This is a genomic window from Moorena sp. SIOASIH, from assembly GCF_010671925.1.
Classification (GTDB): domain Bacteria; phylum Cyanobacteriota; class Cyanobacteriia; order Cyanobacteriales; family Coleofasciculaceae; genus Moorena.
Window position 1 is genome coordinate 539,077 of sequence record NZ_JAAHIH010000003.1, and the last position, 21,088, is coordinate 560,164.

Annotated in this window: 21 protein-coding genes; 13 read left to right on the top strand and 8 right to left on the bottom strand. The window is 43.1% G+C overall.

The features are described 5' to 3' along the window. Positions 1 to 256: 256 nt before the first annotated feature. Entirely contained in the window at positions 257 to 640 is a 384-nt protein-coding gene (locus F6J90_RS17555) for an endonuclease domain-containing protein (RefSeq protein ID WP_293096092.1), read from the bottom strand. 617 nt (positions 641 to 1,257) lie between these two features. Between F6J90_RS17555 and F6J90_RS17560 the strand changes: the two genes are divergently transcribed. Next, complete coding sequence (locus F6J90_RS17560; protein ID WP_293096095.1) at positions 1,258 to 1,581, top strand: hypothetical protein; 324 nt, start codon at positions 1,258 to 1,260, stop codon at positions 1,579 to 1,581. A 124-nt stretch (positions 1,582 to 1,705) separates the two neighbouring features. Here F6J90_RS17560 and F6J90_RS17565 read toward each other — a convergent pair whose 3' ends face one another. Next, positions 1,706 to 2,008, bottom strand: coding sequence for a hypothetical protein (locus tag F6J90_RS17565; RefSeq protein WP_293096098.1), 303 nt, complete (start codon positions 2,006 to 2,008; stop codon positions 1,706 to 1,708). A 203-nt stretch (positions 2,009 to 2,211) separates the two neighbouring features. Here F6J90_RS17565 and F6J90_RS17570 point away from each other — a divergent pair, with 203 nt between their 5' ends. Next, positions 2,212 to 2,631, top strand: coding sequence for a helix-turn-helix domain-containing protein (locus F6J90_RS17570; RefSeq protein WP_293096100.1), 420 nt, complete (start codon positions 2,212 to 2,214; stop codon positions 2,629 to 2,631). A 194-nt stretch (positions 2,632 to 2,825) separates the two neighbouring features. On the opposite strand, the gene F6J90_RS17575 is transcribed toward F6J90_RS17570, so the two are convergent. Next, a complete protein-coding gene (locus F6J90_RS17575) occupies positions 2,826 to 3,107 on the bottom strand; it encodes a YiaA/YiaB family inner membrane protein (protein ID WP_293096103.1) in 282 nt (93 codons plus the stop codon). A gap of 264 nt (positions 3,108 to 3,371) precedes the next feature. Further along, a complete protein-coding gene (locus F6J90_RS17580; protein ID WP_293096106.1) occupies positions 3,372 to 3,575 on the bottom strand; it encodes a hypothetical protein in 204 nt (67 codons plus the stop codon). A 78-nt stretch (positions 3,576 to 3,653) separates the two neighbouring features. Between F6J90_RS17580 and F6J90_RS17585 the strand changes: the two genes are divergently transcribed. From F6J90_RS17585 to F6J90_RS17615, 7 genes are all read left to right on the top strand, one after another. Next, positions 3,654 to 4,844 carry a heparan-alpha-glucosaminide N-acetyltransferase domain-containing protein gene (locus F6J90_RS17585; RefSeq protein WP_293096108.1) on the top strand — a complete coding sequence of 397 codons (1,191 nt, stop codon included), beginning with the start codon at positions 3,654 to 3,656 and terminating at the stop codon, positions 4,842 to 4,844. A gap of 555 nt (positions 4,845 to 5,399) precedes the next feature. Continuing rightward, complete coding sequence (locus F6J90_RS17590; RefSeq protein WP_293096111.1) at positions 5,400 to 5,549, top strand: hypothetical protein; 150 nt, start codon at positions 5,400 to 5,402, stop codon at positions 5,547 to 5,549. 12 nt (positions 5,550 to 5,561) lie between these two features. Next, entirely contained in the window at positions 5,562 to 6,302 is a 741-nt protein-coding gene (locus F6J90_RS17595) for a DUF3598 family protein (protein WP_293096115.1), read from the top strand. A 32-nt stretch (positions 6,303 to 6,334) separates the two neighbouring features. After that, positions 6,335 to 7,381 (top strand): hypothetical protein, encoded by a 1,047-nt coding sequence (locus F6J90_RS17600; RefSeq protein WP_293096118.1) that lies wholly within the window; start codon positions 6,335 to 6,337, stop codon positions 7,379 to 7,381. Between the two features lie 3 nt (positions 7,382 to 7,384). After that, positions 7,385 to 8,167, top strand: coding sequence for a DUF3598 family protein (locus F6J90_RS17605; RefSeq protein WP_293096120.1), 783 nt, complete (start codon positions 7,385 to 7,387; stop codon positions 8,165 to 8,167). Positions 8,168 to 8,390: 223 nt separating this feature from the next. Further along, entirely contained in the window at positions 8,391 to 8,666 is a 276-nt protein-coding gene (locus F6J90_RS17610) for a hypothetical protein (RefSeq protein ID WP_293096123.1), read from the top strand. 51 nt (positions 8,667 to 8,717) lie between these two features. Then, positions 8,718 to 9,113: a hypothetical protein gene (locus tag F6J90_RS17615; RefSeq protein WP_293096126.1), complete on the top strand. Its 396-nt coding sequence runs from the start codon at positions 8,718 to 8,720 to the stop codon at positions 9,111 to 9,113. Positions 9,114 to 9,821: 708 nt separating this feature from the next. On the opposite strand, the gene F6J90_RS17620 is transcribed toward F6J90_RS17615, so the two are convergent. After that, positions 9,822 to 10,091: a hypothetical protein gene (locus tag F6J90_RS17620; RefSeq protein WP_293096128.1), complete on the bottom strand. Its 270-nt coding sequence runs from the start codon at positions 10,089 to 10,091 to the stop codon at positions 9,822 to 9,824. A gap of 281 nt (positions 10,092 to 10,372) precedes the next feature. Further along, on the bottom strand, positions 10,373 to 10,594 hold the full coding sequence (locus tag F6J90_RS17625) for a DUF3134 domain-containing protein (RefSeq protein WP_293096130.1): 222 nt from the start codon (positions 10,592 to 10,594) through the stop codon (positions 10,373 to 10,375). 73 nt (positions 10,595 to 10,667) lie between these two features. Between F6J90_RS17625 and F6J90_RS17630 the strand changes: the two genes are divergently transcribed. Next, positions 10,668 to 11,252 (top strand): PAP/fibrillin family protein, encoded by a 585-nt coding sequence (locus tag F6J90_RS17630; protein ID WP_293096132.1) that lies wholly within the window; start codon positions 10,668 to 10,670, stop codon positions 11,250 to 11,252. An 814-nt stretch (positions 11,253 to 12,066) separates the two neighbouring features. Here F6J90_RS17630 and F6J90_RS17635 read toward each other — a convergent pair. Together F6J90_RS17635 and smc are read right to left on the bottom strand one after the other, a co-directional pair. Further along, a complete protein-coding gene (locus F6J90_RS17635; protein WP_293096135.1) occupies positions 12,067 to 13,065 on the bottom strand; it encodes a PRC-barrel domain-containing protein in 999 nt (332 codons plus the stop codon). A gap of 345 nt (positions 13,066 to 13,410) precedes the next feature. Then, entirely contained in the window at positions 13,411 to 17,529 is a 4,119-nt protein-coding gene (gene smc, locus F6J90_RS17640; RefSeq protein WP_293096137.1) for a chromosome segregation protein SMC, read from the bottom strand. A gap of 345 nt (positions 17,530 to 17,874) precedes the next feature. On the opposite strand from smc, the gene coaD reads away from it, so the two are divergent. The 3 genes from coaD to F6J90_RS17655 all read left to right on the top strand — a co-directional run bounded on the left by coaD (position 17,875) and on the right by F6J90_RS17655 (position 21,088). Then, entirely contained in the window at positions 17,875 to 18,429 is a 555-nt protein-coding gene (coaD, locus tag F6J90_RS17645) for a pantetheine-phosphate adenylyltransferase (RefSeq protein WP_071106265.1), read from the top strand. Further along, positions 18,336 to 19,097, top strand: coding sequence for an ATP synthase F0 subunit B (locus F6J90_RS17650; RefSeq protein WP_293096141.1), 762 nt, complete (start codon positions 18,336 to 18,338; stop codon positions 19,095 to 19,097). The genes coaD and F6J90_RS17650 overlap by 94 nt, the downstream gene beginning before the upstream one ends. Before the next feature lie 1,094 nt (positions 19,098 to 20,191). Continuing rightward, the gene (locus tag F6J90_RS17655) at positions 20,192 to 21,088 is read left to right on the top strand and encodes a LicD family protein (RefSeq protein WP_293096143.1); all 897 of its coding nucleotides are present in this window, start codon (positions 20,192 to 20,194) and stop codon (positions 21,086 to 21,088) included.

The following is a 21,088-nucleotide window of genomic DNA, read 5'->3' on the forward strand; positions in this document are numbered from 1 at the left end:
ATAAGGGGGGCTGGGGGGGATCGACTAGGAAATGGCATAGAAAGAGTTTACTCTCCCCTTGGTTATTTGGGCAGAAGGGAGAGAAACTAGAGAGATTTCCGGACTCCCCCCTTCCGCGCGGGGGGCTGGGGGGGATCGACTAGAAAATGGGATAAAAAACGCGATGCCACTCCCCCAATCTAACTCTATTATCCTAATCCCTAAAAAAAATCGATGATCAGCAAAGATTCGCAACTTATTGAATTTTTAAACAGCTCTAGGTTGTGCTAGGGGGAAGCTCACTACTGATCCGAACGCACACTGCTTCAAAATTATGCAATACTTCATCATTGGTAAATCGAATTACTTTTAATCCATAACCTTCAAGAATGTGAGTTCTTTCTTCGTCATAAGCTTGGCCAGCTTCTGTATAATGAGAATCTCCATCAACTTCAATAACTAATTTTAAAGCAGCACAATAAAAGTCAACAATAAAATTCGCTATTGGTCTTTGTCGCAAGACTCTAAACTTAAAATTTTTCAAATAGTAAGACCACAGCTTTTTCTCAGCTGGGGTCATAGTTTTCCTTAATTCTCTAGCTCTGCTTACTAAATTGTAATTATAAGGAAGATGGAATTGTCTTTGTTGGCGATCGCACATTTTAAAATAATCGAGTTTGTGGTTTGTTGCATGGGTTGAGATCCCCCATTATCCCCCTTAATAAGGGGGACTTTTCCGATCGATTTCTGGAGTTTCCCCTTTGATGTTGAGATCCCCCATTATCCCCCTTAATAAGGGGGACTTTTCCGATCGATTTCCGGACTCCCAGCTTCCGCGCGCGAGGCTGGGGGGATCGAGCTTTCCGGATCTGGTTCAGGGTTGAGATCCCCCATTATCCCCCTTAATAAGGGGGACTTTCCCGATCGATTTCCGGACTTTCCCCAATGATGTTGAGATCCCCCATTATCCCCCTTAATAAGGGGGACTTTTCCGATCGATTTCCGGACTTTCCCGTTTGATAAGGAAATGCTATAGAAAGCGATGGTATGTAGGAGGCGCTACGGGAACGGACTCCCCCAATCTAACACCTAATCTCTAATTCCTAATTCCTAATTCATAATCCCTAAAAAAAGGCGATACTCTGAGCCGCTAAGCGATCCCATTTACGGTCTAAAATTAAATGCGATCGCTCTTCCTCAATTAGCACCAAAAAAAAATAATCAAAAAACAATTTTATACCCCCCCGCTAAAAAAAATACCAAAAAATTTATTAAAAAATGATTGACAATATAAAAAATATTTTCTACAATAAAATTGTTCCAAAAATTAACAACAAAAAAAATATGGACATCGAAAACTTTCTCCCAAATTTTGAGTATAATCCCAACAATCCTAATTTCCCTGAATTATTTGGCCAACCCCAGCCAGGACGGGAGCAAATCAAACATATATTGATTGGTTCTCCCAAAACTGTGCGGGTCACAATCTATAATCTTTATAGCCGTGGCTACGCCCAAGTTCATGAGTGGAGCACTCCTCAACCTACCGGAAATTCTGGTGAGGTGATCAGTATATTGATTCGACATCTGTTGGTAGATTAAGATAGCAAGTGGCCAGGGATTCCAATCCCTGGCTACAGGAAAAAACTCAGGAGAAAGTACGACGTCTGAAGTATCAAACCTAAGTTTGTATGTTGTTGATTTGGTGAACAAATAGTCAAGGATCCTAGGGTTCTTGACTATTACAATAAATAATTCGGTCAAGGATTGGAATTAACCAGAACTTGACCGAATTTTTTTTGTTGAGGGAACAGGGAACAGGGAACAGGGAACAGGGAGTAGGGAGTAGGGAGTAGGGAGTAGGGAGTAGGGAGTAGGGAGCAGGGAGTAGGGAGTAGGGAGTAGGGAGTAGGGAGTAGGGAGCAGGGAGCAGGGAGTAGGGAGTAGGGAGTAGGGAGTAGGGAGTAGGGAGCAGGGAGTAGGGAAGAGGAAAGAAGGAGAAAATCCTGTGTACTTGATAGTTATGCAAACCGCCGTAATCAAAATTCAAGATTTAATTGCGAGAGTGCAATAGTTTTTCTAACTTTCCATGCTAACCACTCATACCACCCCTAGCGTGAATGCAATAGTTTTCCTAACCAACCACACTTAACACTTATACCACCCTTAGTTTGCATCTTTTCAGAAATCGTGTTAAAATAACAATATCGTTAAAGCAATGGTTTTACCGCCATGATGATTTCTACCGCACAAGCTGCTGAATTACTAGGTATCTCTGCCACTCGCGTCCGTTTCCTGTTGAGCAAGGGCAGAGTTAAAGGAGCTTATAAAGTCGGTAGAACTTGGGTGATTCCGTTATTTGATGGCATGCCAGTAGTTACCCCTGGCACTCGCGGACCGAAGCGGAATTGGTCAAAGCGTACAAATTACACGAAGGCGGTCATCCACGTTAATCAGAAAGTGATTCGCCAAAATCTCAAGACCGGCGAACGCAATCCGGTGATTACGGTCAAACGAGGCTCTAAAAATACTTACGGTCATACTGTCGAAGTCAATGGCCCTTGTCGGGTGATGTATCGCCCAGATGATCCCCTACGCTGTGGAGCACGGGTATGGATTGAGACGATTTCTGATTTTAAGGTGATCGCTTAAGGGGTCAGCGGTCAGCGGTCAGTGGTCAGGTTCATGTAGGGTGGGCAGTGCAGCAGAAGACAGATAATTAAGCTTGCAAACCACGTTGCACTGCCCACCCTACGATTAATAGACCTCTATGCGCTGATAGCTGATGGCTGATAGCTGATAGCTGATTAAAAATAGCTAGTAACTGATAGCTTATAAACTTGATATTAATGCATAGGATTGTGGTCAGTAAGTAGTTTTTCAACTCTAGCTTCTTCAACTTTCGAGGTTAGTTTTTTCGATTCATGGATATCTCGTGTAGTTTTAGCGATGTTGATGCTAGAGCCAACAGAGAACGCTAAACCCATGCCTAAGTAGCCTTTAATCCAGTTATCTCCTGGCAAATTGGCAATGCCAATCCCCATGGCAAAAACAGAAATAACGAAAGAGGCCCAAGACTGAATGACCCAACCTGTACTATGGCTTTGGTTACCAAATCGTTCTTGCATGTTTCTCAACCTTTAAGTGCAATAATATTAATCAATTTAATTTTTATGATACAAAGCATATTGTCTGGTAAGTTGAGAGGAATGACGGTTTTTGGATCGGCATACAATAGCATTTCTAAACTAAGTCAAATAGGTCGAGACAGGGCAGGAGTTAGGTAAGCATTCAGCTATCAGTGGTCAGCCGTCAGCTAATCAACAACCGTCGCCAGCTGAACCAACTGTCCCCAAGCTGATCAAGTATCCCTACTAACGTGGTATAATTATTCAACTTTCCCAATTACTGTACACTCCAGACTTCACACCCAGCAAGGCTAACAATTCTGCTTTTATACCAGTCATGTGAGGTACACAAGTTGTGGATTTTAGGCAATAGGGAATAGGCAATAGGGAATAGGCAATAGGGAATAGGCAATAGGGAAAACTAGGAAAGAGATCCGGGAATTTTTTCGTGTTATTATAAATCAGCATTGGGTTTTATGATTTATTGGGAAATGCTATAGTTTAGCTTCCTAAGATGCTACGGCACAGTTTCACAACTTGGAAAGCATGACTTTAAATGATTCTACTCCTAATACTAAAGCCAAACCCATAACTAAGCGTTTGGTATCCATCGATTTATTACGTGGGTTAGTTATGCTTTTGATGGCATTAGACCATGTAAGATTTTTTTTGTCTAACCCTGGTTTTCATCCCTTAGATATAAACCAATCAAACCTTCCTTTATTTTTTACTAGATGGGTGACTCACTTATGTGCACCATCATTCATTTTTCTGGCAGGTATTGCTGCCTATCTTTCTCTAAAACGGAGGAACAACCCAAAAGAACTCTCTAAATTCCTTGTAATTCGTGGAGTTTGGCTAATTGTCTTAGAGTTAACAGTAATTAGTTGGGCATGGACATTTCAGCCAGGTTTGTTTGGTATGCGAGTCTTATGGGCAATTGGCTGGTCTATGATTATTTTAGCTGCACTGATTCATCTTCCAATTAGAAGTATAGCCATAATTGGGATTATCCTTATAGCTGGACATAATTTATTGGATGGTATCCAGGCTGAAAATTTTGGAAATTTGACTTGGCTTTGGTCGTTTCTTCATGAACGTAAAATGTTTATGCCATCCCCAGGAATTCGCTTTTTTATTAGTTATCCTATCATCCCTTGGGTTGGTGTAATGGCGATTGGCTATGCATTTGGAAAAGTAGTTAGTTTCGAGAAAAATCAGCGTATACGTTGGTTGCGAAACTTGGGGTTTGGCTTAATTTTAAGTTTTTTTATAATTCGGGGAACAAATCTTTACGGTGATCCCAAGCCTTGGTCATTTCAATCTAATTTTACTAAAACACTATTTTCATTTCTTGATTGCCATAAATATCCGCCTTCCTTACTGTACTTATTAATCACTCTTGGCCTAGCATTGTTAATACTTTATGGGTTTGAAATTAAAAGATTTCGATTTCTTAAGCCCTTGATAATGTTTGGAAGAGTTCCTTTATTCTTTTATATTATTCACCTTTGGCTAATCCATTTTACTGCCATTGTTTTATCGCTACCTAAGTATGGTATAACAGCCGTGATGCTACCTTACTTAAATAAAAGTGCCATGCCAGCAAATTATGGTTATAGTCTCCCCCATGTTTATCTGATCTGGCTAATTATAATTATAATTCTTTATCCGATATGTCATTGGTTTGCTAATTTCAAAAGTCAGCATCAGTATTGGTGGTTAAATTATTTGTAGCTTAAGGGATTTAAAACTGCCACATATATCATGTTAAACGGAGCACTATTACTGTAAAATCAGCTGATTACAGAGTGGACTGCGCAAGGGATTTGCGGTGGGTGGGACACAGGGTAAGCTGATGGATGCGATGCTCCTTTGGAGCCGCTTCGCGAACCCATTAACCGAGTGGACTGGGCAAGGGATTTGCGGTGGGTGGGACACAGGGTAAGCTGGTGGATGCGATGCTCCTTTGGAGCCGCTTCGCGAACACTAAAATAGACTAAACTATATCTGGCTATCAGTCAGTTAACATCCAACTACTACCACCAGCTCCTATCTGGTATAGCCCTACGGAGTTAGATTAGTAGATAAAATAGGAGTTAAAGAGAAAGCAAAACGGATGTTAGCAAGATGTTCAACACCAGTCGCAACAGCTTAGACTTGTAGCTATTTAGATTTGTAGCTATATGGGATAATTTTCGGATTCATGGCTGCAATAGTAGTGGCGGAAAATCATCCAGTTTATGGTATTGGTTTGAAAAAAGGTGCCTGACATTGCTCAGGTTTTTGGCAATGGAACACAGGAGGTTCTATAGCGGTTTTTATTCTAATGAGGTACACATAATTTTTACCCTCTTAGCTCTTACGTCTTCTGACTTCACTGCTCCCTACTCCCTACTCCCTGCTCCCTACTCCCTCAAAATATGTACCTCACCTAATTGAAAACCGCTATAGATGAGTGATTTATTAAGTCAGAACTGGGAAAAATTCCTAGAAATTCAGGCTATTGGTGATTGGAATGGCATATGGACTCGGCTGGCAGCTAATGGGGATTTAGTAGAACGTTTTCATGGAGTCAGGAGCTATGTAGTCTATCCTGATCGCGAAGCAGTAGTTCAAAAAAATCACTATCGATATGAAGATGGTACGAGTGAGTCTAGAACATTTGGTCCTTACGAAAAAGGGAAGCTAACAACTCCCTTCTTAGACTATAGCTGGACTTGGGGATACACACCTAAGATTGAGCAGGGTCAGTTATATCTTTTTGAGACATGCTTCAAGCACGAAAGGTTGGGAGTGAGTAGCGGCTGTAAGTATCTCGAAGATGGCTCCTTACATCATGTTACCTCTATCTGGGAGACACTAGACTTCTTTCGAGGAGAGCCTCAAGAGATAGACTATACTTCTTATAACAATTGGAAGGGGAGTATGATTTCCACTATAACGCCAGACTTAATTATCGCAACTACCAGTGATTGTCAGTGGAAGCCTATAAATGAATTAGCCCAGGATAATATTATAGTCGGCTTCTCGAATGGAGTAACGGTTAGTCTCCCAGAAACAGCTGCCTATGATAGAGAATCTATGATAATCACGGATTGGTTAGTGAATCCCGGTCTTTTAAAAAGGGGAATCCGTCACTATAACCAGGAGGGAAAATTATCTCAATTTTCCCTAATGACTTTCATGAGATAAGATCTTAAAAGATGGAAAACCCTAAAAGTAACATGGCTAATAAATCATTAGCAACGGCAGAACAAGACGCTCCATCCATTAGTGGTTTATACGAACTCGCCATCGGTGCAACAGCCGAGGATGAAGCAGCTCTGATCGAATATTGGCAACAGTTTGGCTTTAGTGTAGGACAATCTGGTACTCTCAGTGCAACCCAAGCTAATCAGTTATATGGTGTAAATTCCAGTTTGCGATCGCATCGCCTACACAATCAACTTAAAGACAGGGGTTTGCTCCGCTTGATGGTTTGGGAGGAGCCGGTTAATGAAGGATTAGGGTTGAGTCCCTTGAAGGTGTTGGGTAGCCGCTGGGGAGCGATGCTGTCTTTGGATGTGTTTAATGTTGCCAATCATGCTGAAGATGCGATCGCTGCTGGCTTACCTGTATACTATGTTCCACCCCAGAGAAATTTAATTAATCGTCCCGAGTCATTCCAGCCGTTTATACAAGCTAATCCCTGCGTACATGAAATGGTTCTCATCCAGCCGTTAACCCGACAAGTTTTTTTTGAGCGCCATGATTATACTCGCCCCAATTCGGGCATTGTCAATCCGGATTCTCACTTCAAAGCTTCGGAGTTCGTTCATGCGGGACTGATTGTTGACTGCGACCATGAAAAGTTAGATTTTTACGACCAAGTGCTTGGTTTGCATCGTAGTGTGAATAATTCGGAAAATAAATATGTCGAAGCTTCTCGCCGCATCCTGGAGCTAAAAGGACCAGAAAATGGGGAACGGATGCTGAAATATTACTTTAATGCCCCTCTCACTTCTACTACAGATAAAACCCAAACTCGTTCGGGAAACTTTAACTTTTTGCGGTTTGAAGGTAGTTTAATAAACAAACTTGCTTACTCTCGTCCCGGCTCTTTAGGAGTTTGTTTATATACCATGAATGTAAGGGATATTGAGGTATATTACCAGGGTGTTAGTACTAGCGAAGCCACCCAGGTAACACAGGTATATGATAACGAATTTGGTGAGAAAAGTTTCTCGTTTATTGCGCCTGATGGCTATTTTTGGACTTTATTGGAGGGATAAAAAATGGATTTAAAAGAGCAAAACTGGAAAAATTTCACGGCCAACCATTTGCGGGATTGGCATGGGATTTGGACAAGGTATTCTCCTGAAGGAGAGATAATAGAATCATTTCAAAGTCTACGAAGCTTGCGCAGTAATCCAGAACAAACAGAAATTTATCAGACTAATCGTTCTATATACGCTGACGGTAGGATAGAAGAATACAAATGGCAGTTTAATAAACAGGATAAGGTGTTACCTGATGGAATGGTTCACCCAGCATTTCTGTCAATGAGATCATTTTTCTTTGAACAAGGTGCAGCTACATGGTCAGCTAAACAGTTAGAACCAGGTTCGGTGTTTGTACCGGCTGAATTGTTTTTCAAACATGAAGATATAAGACATAGTGTGGCAATTGTTTATGATAGTAATGGCAGTTTGATGAGGGTAGTGAGTATCCGTGAAGATGCAGCAGGTTTTCCCAGTAACTATTGGTCAAAGGAAATAAATCTCTTACCTGAGAGAAATCTGAGTGGTAACTGGCAAGGAACGTCTGTTACCATGACCCCAGATTTACAGGTTTCTGAGCCAATAGCAACTCAACTACAGTGGCCCTTGGCAGGAAATAAAATGTTCTTTTTTCCTGATGGTATTTCTCTGAGTTGTCCTGAGCAAGTGAATATTGGCAATAACTTTACTATTGCTGCTAATTGGCTAGTGACAGATTCCCAACTGCAACAACTTAGCGTTAACTATGATAATGATGGAGCCTTTTCTGGCTTGACGCTCGAACTATTGCACCTTTAAACTATAGAGCACTATCCCTAATGATTTGGATTTGGAATCATTTAGGGAGCATACTGTATCTTATTGACAAAACCCAAAATAGGGATACTAAATGAATTGTGAGAATTTTTGTTCTCTGTTCCCTACTCCCTACTCCCTACTCCCTACTCCCTATTCCCTTTAATAGAGGTTTATTGAGTTAATGAATTTAAATAAGTTTGTCGATCCCAGATATGATATTTGGATGAAAACAGCAACTATGCTGGAAGAACGTTATCTTTCCTTAGATAGTAATGTTGATTGGGATGGGTTACAACAAAATATTCCTTCGGCTAGCCAAGAAAGAATACAGAAAATTTTTGATAAAATCAACAACAGTGATACAATTAATAAAGGAGAGCGGATTGTTTTAATAATGTTAAAGCTGCTCAATGATACCCCTGTCAATAATGGAGCAGAAATTATCAAACAATTACAAAACCATATTTGTGAAATAGAAACCATATTTGTGCCTTGGTAGATTGTTTTATAAAATCAAAAAAGGAATCATCATGAAGCGGAAACTGATCCGATGAAATTAGCTGAGTTATATCGAACAGATTCCACAGAAAGAGCGATTAAAGACGCAAGATCTGGTATTCCTCCTCAGGAACGGGATCAATTTTATCGTGGGATTATTAAACCGCCATATCATACAGTTTCTCGTCGTAATATTTTTCCCGTAAAAGTAATTTATGGACTCACTGGACACTTAATTACCATTGATAAAAATAGTGGTGCTATCCAAATTCAACAAGTCGGTGAACCTTATCAGTCTACAATCACAGGTCTTTGGTTTGATAAAGACTATTTTAAATCGATGCCTAACCGCCCCTATGTCTTTCAAAAACCTGGAGCTGATAGCAAAAATGTTTGGGATAATTATACATTTAATGAAGCAGCAGATATTAGCAACAAAAAAAGTTAATCTAGATTAAGGAATACAAAAGTACATCGGTCCTGTGAAATAAGCCAAGGGAAAAGAGCGAAGACATAAAGGTTTGAGGGCTATGTAGCTTATTATGTCAGCTTCCTAGCCATTCATGTCGCCCCTTCAGGCTTGTACCATTTCAGGGTTGTCTCCAATTTTGCCAGTAGGGCTAGGATGGGCAAATTTTGATAATTTGATTATGTGATCAGGTATGATGCTAATTTGCTCACCCAAAACGATCAGGCGATCGCACTCCATAGCTTTCTACCTCTAGGGAGTTTTCTGTTGATTATTGATAAATTTATCTTTTTATTGACATTACACTATCTTGTGTTATCAATCTTGATCTGGACTGGTAGCGAACCCTATAACTCCACTGTAGATCGATTGTATTAGGGCGTTGTCGTAATCACCTATGTTGAGGTCAATCAATCCCTGGGAAGCACAGGGTAATCGCATTTTGTTTGGTATAAATTGTACTTGACAAAAAGCGGGATATGTAGATTAAGGGGTTTTGCCGTTCCATGTGTCTCACAGACACCCCAGCGGTTAACCTAAGGATCAGCAACAATTTTGATTTCCCGGTAAGGTTCCATGACAAAAGGTTTTAACCAGCCCGTTCTTAAACCTCAGCAGGAGTAGGGTTGGCAAAACCTTGCCCACCCTACCCATGGAATTTGTGCGTAAGTCCTGATATAGCATGACTTAAAACTTATTACGTTTGGAATTGAGGTCAGTATAGACAATTTGGAGAAATTTTTCGGGACTGAGAAACCCTTTTCCCCAGGTGGCATCGAAATCAGCAGTAGGCTTGGACGCAATGAATTCTTCCATGGATAACCCAGAAGCCACTGCGGCAGTTACTCGCTTGCGCACTAGCACCAGCATGTTGCGATAGGCCACGAGTTCAGCACGGTTGGAAACCGGACCATGACCTGGGATGATCTTTGTATCGGTTCCTGCGATCGCTAGCATTCGTTCTGCACGCTTTCAAAATCTTGGGCAGTAACTGGGTTGAGTTTAGCCAGGAATGCAGTTGTTAGACTGACCAAGAATAGTAAACATCGGCTCAGTAAATTCCTAGCTAATTAGTTGCTCAAAACGGTGTTGTTTTTTGCTATAATTTGGTTTTTGGAACATAATTTCAGAAATGATTCAGCAACGGTTCCATTGTGAATCATTTCTGATTGCTATTCGCTTCCAATTCGGCTAAAACTATTTGGTAAAACTAGACTATTTGGTAAAACTAGTTAGTGTTAACCCAAACTTTCTTCCTCATCCTCGTAGCTATTATCCTCTACCCCCATCAGTTCAGAGATTTCTACGTCATCACCTAGGGGATTTTCTTCCTCTAAATTCTCCCGTGGAATCAGGCGATTATTAGACTCTAACCAATCTAAAAGGGAAGTTTCTTGCTTAAGGGGAATGACCTCAGCGAGTTGATCACGATGTAGTTCACGTAGAGCAGGATTGTACATAGACTTCTTCAGCTAATATGGACGAGGTGAAAACCTTTAACTTTGAGTCTAGCAGTCAGCTAGAGGAAATATTATGATTGGCAAGGCGGAACTCTTAGAAGCGATCGCAGGAAAGAATCGTGGTCTATTAGCAAGCAAAACCGATAAAACAGCAATACTGGCAGCAGTTACCCAACTGGAAGGGAGAAACCCCACCCCTCGACCCCTTGAGGCACCAGACTTGCTAGATGGTAACTGGCGTCTGCTATATACTACGAGTCAAGAACTTTTGAATCTTGACGGATTTCCCTTGGTACAACTGGGTCAAATCTACCAATGTGTTCGTACCTCAGATACTAAAATTTACAACATAGCTGAATTATCTGGTATTCCTTATCTCGAAGGTGTTGTCAGTGTTTGTGCTAGTTTCGAGCCAGTATCTCAATGCCGGGTTAATGTTAGGTTCGAGAGGTCTATCATTGGTCTACAAAGCTTCCTGAGTTATAGCTCTGCCAATGATTTCATAGAGCAAATCGAAGCTGGCAAAAGGTTTCCAGCTATTGACTTTCCCATCAATAGGGACAACCAACAGGGTTGGTTAGAGATAACCTATCTTGACGATGACCTCCGCATTGGACGGGGGAATCAGGGGAGTGTGTTTGTGTTAACCAAGAAATGAGTAGGGAGTAGGGAGTAGGGAGTAGGGAGTAGGGAGTAGGGAGTAGGGAGTAGGGAGTAGGGGTTGCGAAAATTGACTGTACCTCATAACAACGCTATATCCCTCTTCTGTCACAATCGTGAAACAAAGCGGTGCGACCCGTGGCGAATTTAATTCTTAATGGGTCAAGCGCACCGGGAGCCAAATCGGAATTCTCTAATTCTTTATTGATAGCGATGCAGCGCGGTCTTGGGGAGGCAGCGCGGTCAAAGACGAAACCTTAGAGAGGGTCGCCTTATTTCATATAACTTAAAAGTATGACCCATAACCTGTCCCTATAAAGGCGACCCTCTCTTACGGTAACTTCAAAGGGGGTTCCCCCCACTCGCGGTCTGCCGTGGTTTCCCCCATGAGCGACTGCATCAAGACAAGGATAGAGCTATTTTTTTCTCACAACAAATACAACCAATTGATTTTCGGACTACCTTTGCCTGTATCGACTGACCATTTTTGAATTCAAAATGAAAAATTCAAAATTCAAAATGAATAGCTTTCTAATTTTTAATTGTTTCAACGGATACAAGCCCCCGAATTCATTCGCGGGGTATTTTTGAATTTTCTATTGATAATTTTGAATTGCAGCGAGTTGTTCGCGTAGCGTGGCCGAAAGGCCAGGGTTGTTACCGTAGCGTGGCCAAAAGGCCAGGGTTGACCGTCAACCAGGAATAAATAGAGTTATCCACTCGGTGCTCAAATCTACGATTAAGCATTCACTGTCAACAAAAAACTGTCAACAAACAACGGTCAACAAACAACCCTTAACTATGATCATTAATTAGTAACCAGCCTCTTCCTCGTATTCTGGAGCTTTCTTTTTTTCAGGAATGTTGACTCGCGGTGCTTTGTAAGGCTCTGGGGAGCGGTCATCATCCCAGGCATCACCCTCGACTTCGTACTTGTCATAGTCCTGGGTGTTGGTTTTACCATAGGAAGGCTCAGGTGAGCTATAGACTGGCTGCTCGTAGCGCACTGGCTGAGGGGACTCTTCCCGTTCATCGCTCCAGTTATCTTCTTCTAATCTGGCTTCCACATACTTCTTCGGGACTGGTGCTTCTCGTCTGATCGGCTCTAGTTCTGGCTCTTGCCAATCGTCATCCCAGGCATCTTGGGCTCGGTTGGCATTCTCTACTGTCTGAGAGATAGGAGTACGTATTGGAATCCCCGTTCCCAGTTGATTTTCTGGTCTAGCCGTTGGAGTATAGTATGGGTCTTCTGTGTCCTTTTCCCAAGGGGGTTTGCCAATCCCCATACGCTCTAAGACCCCGACGGTTAACTGGACCAGATGCTCTTGAGCTTCCTCAAATACAATTAATCGGTCTGGACCACTGCTGACAATTTCATCAATGGGTAGCTCATAAGTACTAATAACCTGGTCGGGTATTTGGGGCAACCCTATTGATGCAATGATTAAGGCGGAAACGGTGCCATCTTCAACATTGAACTTGAAGCCTCTAACCCGACCTAAGAGTTCACCGGTTTCGGTGATCACTTCGCTGTTAATCAGGGTACTATAGGCATCGACATCAATATCTTCGATAACGTCTTGATCATCTACCAGGATGACATCACCAAATTGTCGAATGCTGCTCAGGAGCATATACTTTGGCATACCGGCTACTGCCAGGAGGTTGTCTCGCAGACCCAGTGCCACAACCTGCCGTCTGTCTATATCTACCAACAGTTCCTTGACGACTCCAAGGCGCTTACCATTGTCACGGGTAATTACCTGAGTATTTAAGATATCGGAGCGTGGACGAATTTGTTCCGTTGTCATTATATCTCGCTTTTCCTGAGCTATACTCCTGATGGATTAAAAATAAATAATACGTGAGCATTAATACCTGAGCATTAATACCTGAGCATTCAGCTAAAGGCCTTTGGCCACGCTACGCGAACAGCTTTCAGCTTTCAGCTAAGGTAATGCAACCCTTAGGTTGATCAACAGACTACAGAGGTTATATACAACCTCTGAACATCGGTTTTTTTTTCGTACAGGACGCCCTTCGGACGAGGGGTGAGTGGGTCGGTTCTCTCCAAAATCAATCATGAACGGCTTATAGCTGATGAGCCTTGGGCTGAATGCTTACAATAATAATGGATTTGATGAATGGGATTTTATCTAGTTAACCGTACTTTTGGGTGATAGTTTTAAACCCAATACTTGAGTGTATGCTCCCCTGGCTTGGGTAACACCAATGGTGCGTTGAGCAGACTCAATCATAGGACGGCGTAAGCTCACTACAATAAATTGCGCAAGTTTAGCCTGTTGTTTGATCATTTTAGCTAATCGCTGGACATTTGCCCCGTCCAAAAACATATCGACTTCATCAAAAGCATAAAATGGCGAGGGACGGTAGCGTTGTAGGGCAAAGATAAAGCTAAGGGCTGTGAGGGATTTTTCTCCTCCTGACATAGATGCTAGCCGCCGCACCGGTTTACCTTTGGGGTGCGCCACCAGGTTGAGTCCACCGCTAAAGGGGTCCTCTGGATCATCGAGTTGTAAATAACCGTCCCCATCGGAGAGTTCAGCAAATATGGCTTGGAAATTTTCATTGACGGCATCAAAGGCTTCTTTGAAAGCACGGTACCTCAAGGTGGTAAAGTTTTCTATCCTTAGCAACAGTTCAGTCCGTTCACCAGCTATGGTTTCCAGTTTCTCAGACAGTTCCTGGAGGCGAGTTTGAGTTCGGTCATATTCTTCTAAGGCCAGCATATTCACGGGTTCCATAGCCTGTAGACGTTTCTGTCCGTTGCGCAGTTCCTTTTGTAGTTGTTCTAGTTGAGCAGCTAGGGAGTCCAAGGCAATTACCTCTGAGCTTTTTTTATCACTAGAGGGGGAATTTTTTTTGACAATTTGAGGTATTTCTGGTATGGGATCTGGTAATTCAGCAGCTTGGTCTTGGAGTTGAGTTTGGAGACTAGCAAGTTCTTCTGCTCGTGCAGACTGGGTTTCTTGGAGTTTTTGCTGTTGCCAAGAGGTTTCTTGGTGTTGTTGGCGCAGTTTTTGTAGGTGTTGCTCGGTGCGATCGCGTTTTTGTTTTTCTTGCCCCAATTTCTCCTCTAACTGGCGTAAGGCAACTGTAGTTTGGGTAATTTGCTCGGTTAGTGTCTCTAACTGAGTGTTAATTGCTGATTGCTGCTGTTGCCAAGATTCGATTTGGGTTTGATAGTCTGCTATTTTGCGGTGGCCTTCGGTAAGTTTATCCCTGAGGCGCTGCTGCTGATTCTCCTTCTGTTGTAGCTGTTTCTCGGTATTTCTCAAGGCTTGTTCACACTCGCGCAACTGAGTTTCTTGGGTTTTAATGGTGTTCTGAATCTGTTGCCACTCGTTATGAGTTTGAGACTCCTCAAGTTGAGCCAGTTGTTGCCGTAAGTCGGCAAGTTGGGATTCTTGTTGGGGTAACTCTATCGCTATGGTTTCTAGCCGTTGAGTAGCGGCGGAGAGTTCTTGGTTGTTTTTAGCCAGAAGCGATCGCATTTGGGCTTGATTGGTCTGAGATTGCTCAATCTCCCTTTGTAACTGTTCCAAACGTAATTTGGTTTCCGACTGTTTTGCCCTAGTTTCTGTCAATTCCTGGGTAATTTGTTTGACTGAGGCAGATTCGGTAGTAATCAATGCCTCACAATGGTTTAAAATCTGTTCAATTTCCGCTAACCGGGTTCGCAAGCTACGGATTTCAGAGGACTCCATGGTGTCACTGGTACCAAAGTGCAATCCCGAACGGTGACTGCTGCTACCACCAGTCATGGCACCGCTTATTTCCAAGATTTCCCCATCTAGGGTAACGATGCGGTGTTTACCCAAGTAGGTACGGGCATCATTGAGAGTTTCAAAGACTACTGTAGACCCAAACACGTAGGCAAAGACTTTTTGGTAACGGGGGTCGCAATCAATTAGCCTAATGGCGTAGTCAACAAAGCCTTTAGCATACCGTAGCACAACGGTTTCGGTAAATGGCCTAGGTTGGATTTTGGTCAGAGGTAAGAAGGTGGCTCTGCCAGCGCGTTTTTGTTTGAGGAGTTCGATCCCAGCCGCTGCTACACTATCATCTTCTACCACTAAATTCCCGAGGCGTGCGCCAGCGGCAATTTCTAGGGCTAGCTGATAGCGGGGTTCAACTCTACCCAATTGGGCAACTAATCCACAAACTCCTATTATACTACTTTCTAGGATAACTTTAGTAGCATAGGTCCCTTGGGCTTCTTGTTGAGCTTGGGCTTGGGCTTCTAGTTTATCGAGTTGCCGTTGTTTTTGCCGTTGTTCCCCGAGCAGGCGAGTTTGGGTTTGTTGTTGCAGTTGTAGTTGTTGTTCGGTATTCCCTAAGGATTGGGCGAGGGACTGGACTTGTTGGGAATAATTGGTTAATTGGGTGTCTAATGCCACAGCTTGGGTTTGCTTGGTGGCGATTTCTGGTTCTAAGGTTTGCAGTTGCTGGGTTTGGTCTTCGATTTGCCGATTTAGCTGATTCTGACGCTCTTGGAGTTGAGCTTGCTCGGTGCGTTGGGGGTTGATGGTTTTGAGTAGGGTGTCGATGTGCTTGGTGAGGGTGGTTTGTTGTTGTACCCAGGCATCACTAGCGGCTGCGATCGCATTGGCTTGTTCTCGGCTTTGGTTGAGAGCAGCTTGGGCCTCATCCCGTGCCACTTGTAAGGAGGTTTTAGACAAGGTCTCTAGATCATTTTTTTCTGCGATCAACTGTTGCAGGGTTTGCTCGACTTGTTGAATTGTCTCTTGTGTACGTTGGAGATTGACAGTGGCATTTTGTAGGTTCTCAGTTAGTTCCTGCTGTCGGGTTTGTAATTGACGTTGTTCGGCTTGTTGAGTGGCAAGGGTGGATGCGATCGCAATTTGCTCTTCTTCTCCTAAGGCTTTGACCCGAGCATTGAGTTGGTCAAGTTCAGTGGTAGTTTGGTTTATTTGTTCCTCAATGCTAGTAATCTGAGCAATAAGCTGGGCTTTTTTTGTATTAGCAGCATCAATTTGCTGTTGGAGTTGGGATACTTGCTTCTGGAGCAATCGCCATTTTAGAACAATTTCCCACTGTTGCTTTTGTTGGAGTTCAGCACGGAGTTTTTGATATTTCTCAGCTTTAGCACGGTCAGCAGCTAAGCGATCGCGTTGAGCCGTCAGTTCTTGTTCAATAATTCGGCAGCGTTCTTCTCGCTCTTTGACAGTGGCGAGGGTTTGTTTAGTTTGGGTAATTTTGCGGTCAAAGGCAGCAACTCCAGCTAATTCGTCAATAATCTCCCGCCTTTCTCGGGATTTCATTGAAATAATGCTAGTGACGTCTCCTTGCTGGACAACATTGTAGCCTTCTGGGTAAACCCGCAAGCGATTGAGTTGTTCATGAAGTGCAGTAACAGTACAGGGTTCACCATTGATGTAGTACTGGGAACTGTAATTACCTTGTTTAGTGACTCGCAGCCGTCGGGTCACACTCCATTCTAGATCAGTTGCAGGTTGGTCAGGGGTTGACGGTTGGTCAGGGGTTGACGGTTGAAGGTTATTGGGTTGTTCGCGTAGCGTGGCCTTTTGGCCAAGGTTATTGGGTTGTTCGCGTAGCGTGGCCTTTTGGCCAAGGTTATCTGGTTGAAGGTTATCTGGTTGTTCGCGTAGCGTGGCCTTTTGGCCAAGGTTATTGGGTTGTTCGCGTAGCGTGGCCTTTTGGCCAAGGTTATCTGGTTGAAGGTTATCTGGTTGTTCGCGTAGCGTGGCCTTTTGGCCAAGGTTATTGGGTTGTTCGCGTAGCGTGGCCTTTTGGCCAAGGTTATTGGGTTGAAGGTTATCAGGTTGAAGGTTATTGGGTTGTTCGCGTAGCGTGGCCTTTTGGCCAAGGTTATTTTCTGAACCTTGGCCTGTTGGCCACGCTTCGCGAACAACCTGTAACTTGCTAACCTGTAACGGTTCGTCTAACTTGCTAACCTGTAACTGTTCGTCTAACTTGCTAACCTGTAACTCGTCATAGTTATTGAAGTCAGATAAGTCAAAGGTAACTGTGACACTGGCTTCGACAGTGCCTCGATGTTCTTTATTGTGGTTAACTAAATCAGGAAGGCGTTCAGCTCGCATTCCTTTGGAACTGGCGATACCAAGACAAAATAGAAGAGCATCAAGGATGTTGGATTTGCCTGACCCGTTTGGCCCAGAAATTACGGTAAATCCTTCCAGGAGGGGGATTTTTGTGGTGCCGCCGAAGGATTTGAACCGCGAGAGTTCCACTCGCTTGATGTGTACCATAGGCGTTTCATCGGTTGAGGTTAACCGGGTCGTCACACAGAGTGTGCGTAGTGAACACATTGCTGATCAGCGTAGCATGGGCAATAGGCAGATGGCGCAACGGATGGGTTAAAAAAACGTAAATGGGTTAAAAGGTTGAACGGATGGGGGATCGAGGGGGGACAGTGTGGGGCTGCAATTAAAATGCTCTATACTATATCAAAAAAAACTAATCACCAATAACTAATGACTAGTGACTAATCACTAATGAGTTAATAACTAATAGCTTAACTATTAGTTCAGTATGTCATCGCCGTGAAACAAGCTATATAATCACTCCTTGAACCAATTGGTAATACTTGCGTCGTGATTGCAATCTATCCAGGCAGCTTCGATCCCATTACCCTAGGACACCTTGACATCATCCAGCGTGGCTGTAGACTCTTTGATAAGGTGATTGTGACGGTGCTGCGCAATCCCACTAAATCTCCCTTGTTCACAGTGCTTGAGCGAGTCGAGCAGATTAAACTTTGCACCCAACACTTACCTAATGTAGAAGTGGACAGTTTCACCGGTTTAACGGTGGAATATGCCAAACTGAAGAAAGCTCAAGTACTGTTGCGAGGGTTAAGGGTGCTTTCTGACTTTGAGAAGGAACTCCAGATGGCTCATACTAATCATACCCTCTGGGATGAAATCGAAACGGTTTTTCTCGCCACCTCTAACGAATATAGTTTCTTGAGTAGTAGCGTAGTCAAAGAGATTGCCAAATTTGGCGGCTCCGTCGATCATCTTGTCCCCCAACAGGTTGCCTTAGATATATACCGATGTTACGCCAAGAATCATCCCGGTACGACCCACCCGAGCAAAACAAACCCCCAAACCCCACTGAATCCTTTAATCCTGGATCAGGAGACATAGATATTCAGGGGCAATTTAACTATATCGAGGACATAATATTCGATAGCCCCCACATCCCGTTTACCCGGCGCACCCTGATTGATGAAGAACTGTTGCTGGCTCAACTCGACTTGGTGCGGGAAAATTTGCCCTTAGCTTTTCAACAAGCTACTAGAATAATTGAAGAACACGATGCAATTATCCAGCAAGCTGAACAGTACGCTCAAGAAATCATTGAGACAGCTCAGCGGCGTGCTGAAATGATTTTAGATGAACTCGGTATTATTCAGCAAGCAGAACACGAAGCCCAACAAATCAGCCAACAAGTTCAAAAAGAGTGTGAGGCGATGCACAAGCAAACGGTATCGGAGCTTGAGCAGATGCGCCGCAAAGCCCAGCAGGAACTGGAGCAAATGCGCCAAATGACCCTAGCGGAGTGTGAGGAAATTCAAAATGGGGCAGATGCCTACGCTGACGGAGTGCTCTACAATATTGAGCAGCACCTCAGTGACATGCTTAGAGTAATTCGCAACGGACGTCAGCAACTCAATGGTCCTGTCAAACCCCAAAACTCTGGCAAGAAAGACAATGGTAAGAAAGATAATGGTAAGAAAGATAATGGTAAGAAAGATAATGGTAAGGGGGGTTCACGCTCACTTAAAATCCCATCGAAGTCAAAAAAAGGATGAACGAAGAATTAAGGATTAAGGATTAAATAAGAACTATTTCAGTTATCAGTTGTTAAACCTATTGGTTGTTAAAGGTTTGTGAAGAGCTGGCAGCCACATAAACCATGCACGGAAGAGCCGGTGATGGTGATCGTGTCACTTCGGGTTTTAATGCGTTGCTGAATCAAAAAATGGTTTTATTTTTATAAAACCATGAAATGCCCTAAATGTCATAGCAATAAAACTCATAAATATGGTCATCAAAGAGGAAAACAAAGATATAAAGGCAACGAATGTGGACGACAATTTATAGCAGGGCAAACGCATCTTATTTTTGTACATGCTGGCGGGGCGAGGATTTCAGAGATCGAGTTCTGTTTTTAATCAATTGGTGAAATCATTACTAGATAATGGTTTGGGAATATAGATGCGTTTGCCCTGAAATTTATAGAGGTGAAAAGTGAGCGTGGTTACGATAAAAAGATTAAATTGCTGTGCCTAAAAATGTATCTAAGCGATGCAGAGGTGCGACCCGTGGCGAATTAAATTCTTAATGCGGAAAACGCACCATTACGGTCTTGGGGGTCTCCCCCATGAGCGACTGCCGTGGTTTCCCCCATGAGCGACTGCATCAAGACAATGTTGGAATTATCAATTAGGCTTCTTATTTATTATTTAAAATATCAGAAAATCCCCCTTTCAGGTGAAACCATTTCATGATTCAGCAACGCCCCTTAATTAATGAGTTTTAAACTTTTTCTGCATAGCCTGCCAACTGTAAAGGCTCCACTCTCCTTACGGTAACTTCAAGACGCCCACCTTTCAGGTAGGGAGCTGGGCTGCCGCCATTAAGCTCAAACCCCGTTAGGTAGAAGTCTGTCATCCTTCTAATTCAAAGTAAAGAAATGTAAGCGTATCACTTGGAATTAGCCCAATCATGGTTAAATAACTTTATGTTTTCAATCTTAGAGGATATCTCCCAAGTTTTTTGATACTGAATTTTGCCCCCCTAGCCCCTCAAACTTGGGGAAGCAACAGGGGCTTGGATGTAGCAAATTAGACTTCTCAGACAACCTCTTAGGATAATCAAAGAAAAAACTGGAAAGAAAGATATAGTGCGACAAAACCTTGGATCAGATAAAACCTCTCTGGAACGTTCATATAAAGTCTTTGAACCCATGGATCCAGTTACTGCCACAACAGTGCTTAAAGAAGTCAAGCAAATTTTGGATCAATTTGGTGTGACCTTCTTTCTGCAGCAAGGTACCTGTCTTGGCGCGATCCGAGAACATGGATTGATACCCTGGGATGATGATTTGGATTTGGGTTCTGTGATGGGGATCCACGTAGTCACTAGGGAAATTATAGAGCCTGTTGTTCGTGCCTTCAGGGAACATGGCTTTTACGCCGAAGTTCAACCCTACGATAACGGCATTGGCATCACGATGATGAAGTCATTCATCAGGATTGATTGGATGTGCCATAAGATTATCAAAGACTATATCATGCACCATCCTGGGGTCCTGATTCCTGCCAGACTGGTAACCCAGCTAAAAGCAATCGACTTCCTTGGAGATACTTTCCTCGTTCCCAATCCACCCGAGGAATACTTACAGGCCAAATATGGTATAGACTGGATGACGCCGAAACGTTACGGCTATGAAAAAGACATTTTGGATCTAGTCCCAGATCGCCCCACAGGAATGAGGTCAGCTGTTACCAGCTCTCCCAATGAATACAGAGCTAGCCGAGTTCGGATCCTTGATCAAAAAGGCGATCCGGTTCACGACGCTTGGGTTCGGGTCATCGGACAAGGGCAGGCCAGGACAGATGAGTTGGGCTATGCTGTGTTCAATTTGCCACAAGAAGATGCATGGTATGCACTGGTCATTAATTTTGACGGGCATGAAGAGATACTATACCTGGAGCGGATGGCTCAGGGAGTAACTTACGTTTACAGACCCAACCCCTCAACATCTTCTGGACGGTTCATGGTTTTGTCCCTAGAATAA

Coding starts and splice junctions, on each gene's coding strand:
- F6J90_RS17555 (WP_293096092.1), bottom strand. CDS start 640: ATGTGCGATCGCCAACAAAGACAATTCCATCTTCCTTATAATTACAAT.
- F6J90_RS17560 (WP_293096095.1), top strand. CDS start 1,258: ATGATTGACAATATAAAAAATATTTTCTACAATAAAATTGTTCCAAAA.
- F6J90_RS17570 (WP_293096100.1), top strand. CDS start 2,212: ATGATGATTTCTACCGCACAAGCTGCTGAATTACTAGGTATCTCTGCC.
- F6J90_RS17575 (WP_293096103.1), bottom strand. CDS start 3,107: ATGCAAGAACGATTTGGTAACCAAAGCCATAGTACAGGTTGGGTCATT.
- F6J90_RS17580 (WP_293096106.1), bottom strand. CDS start 3,575: ATGCTGATTTATAATAACACGAAAAAATTCCCGGATCTCTTTCCTAGT.
- F6J90_RS17585 (WP_293096108.1), top strand. CDS start 3,654: ATGACTTTAAATGATTCTACTCCTAATACTAAAGCCAAACCCATAACT.
- F6J90_RS17590 (WP_293096111.1), top strand. CDS start 5,400: ATGGAACACAGGAGGTTCTATAGCGGTTTTTATTCTAATGAGGTACAC.
- F6J90_RS17595 (WP_293096115.1), top strand. CDS start 5,562: ATGAGTGATTTATTAAGTCAGAACTGGGAAAAATTCCTAGAAATTCAG.
- F6J90_RS17600 (WP_293096118.1), top strand. CDS start 6,335: ATGGCTAATAAATCATTAGCAACGGCAGAACAAGACGCTCCATCCATT.
- F6J90_RS17605 (WP_293096120.1), top strand. CDS start 7,385: ATGGATTTAAAAGAGCAAAACTGGAAAAATTTCACGGCCAACCATTTG.
- F6J90_RS17610 (WP_293096123.1), top strand. CDS start 8,391: ATGAAAACAGCAACTATGCTGGAAGAACGTTATCTTTCCTTAGATAGT.
- F6J90_RS17615 (WP_293096126.1), top strand. CDS start 8,718: ATGAAATTAGCTGAGTTATATCGAACAGATTCCACAGAAAGAGCGATT.
- F6J90_RS17620 (WP_293096128.1), bottom strand. CDS start 10,091: ATGCTAGCGATCGCAGGAACCGATACAAAGATCATCCCAGGTCATGGT.
- F6J90_RS17625 (WP_293096130.1), bottom strand. CDS start 10,594: ATGTACAATCCTGCTCTACGTGAACTACATCGTGATCAACTCGCTGAG.
- F6J90_RS17630 (WP_293096132.1), top strand. CDS start 10,668: ATGATTGGCAAGGCGGAACTCTTAGAAGCGATCGCAGGAAAGAATCGT.
- F6J90_RS17635 (WP_293096135.1), bottom strand. CDS start 13,065: ATGACAACGGAACAAATTCGTCCACGCTCCGATATCTTAAATACTCAG.
- smc (WP_293096137.1), bottom strand. CDS start 17,529: ATGGTACACATCAAGCGAGTGGAACTCTCGCGGTTCAAATCCTTCGGC.
- F6J90_RS17650 (WP_293096141.1), top strand. CDS start 18,336: ATGTTACGCCAAGAATCATCCCGGTACGACCCACCCGAGCAAAACAAA.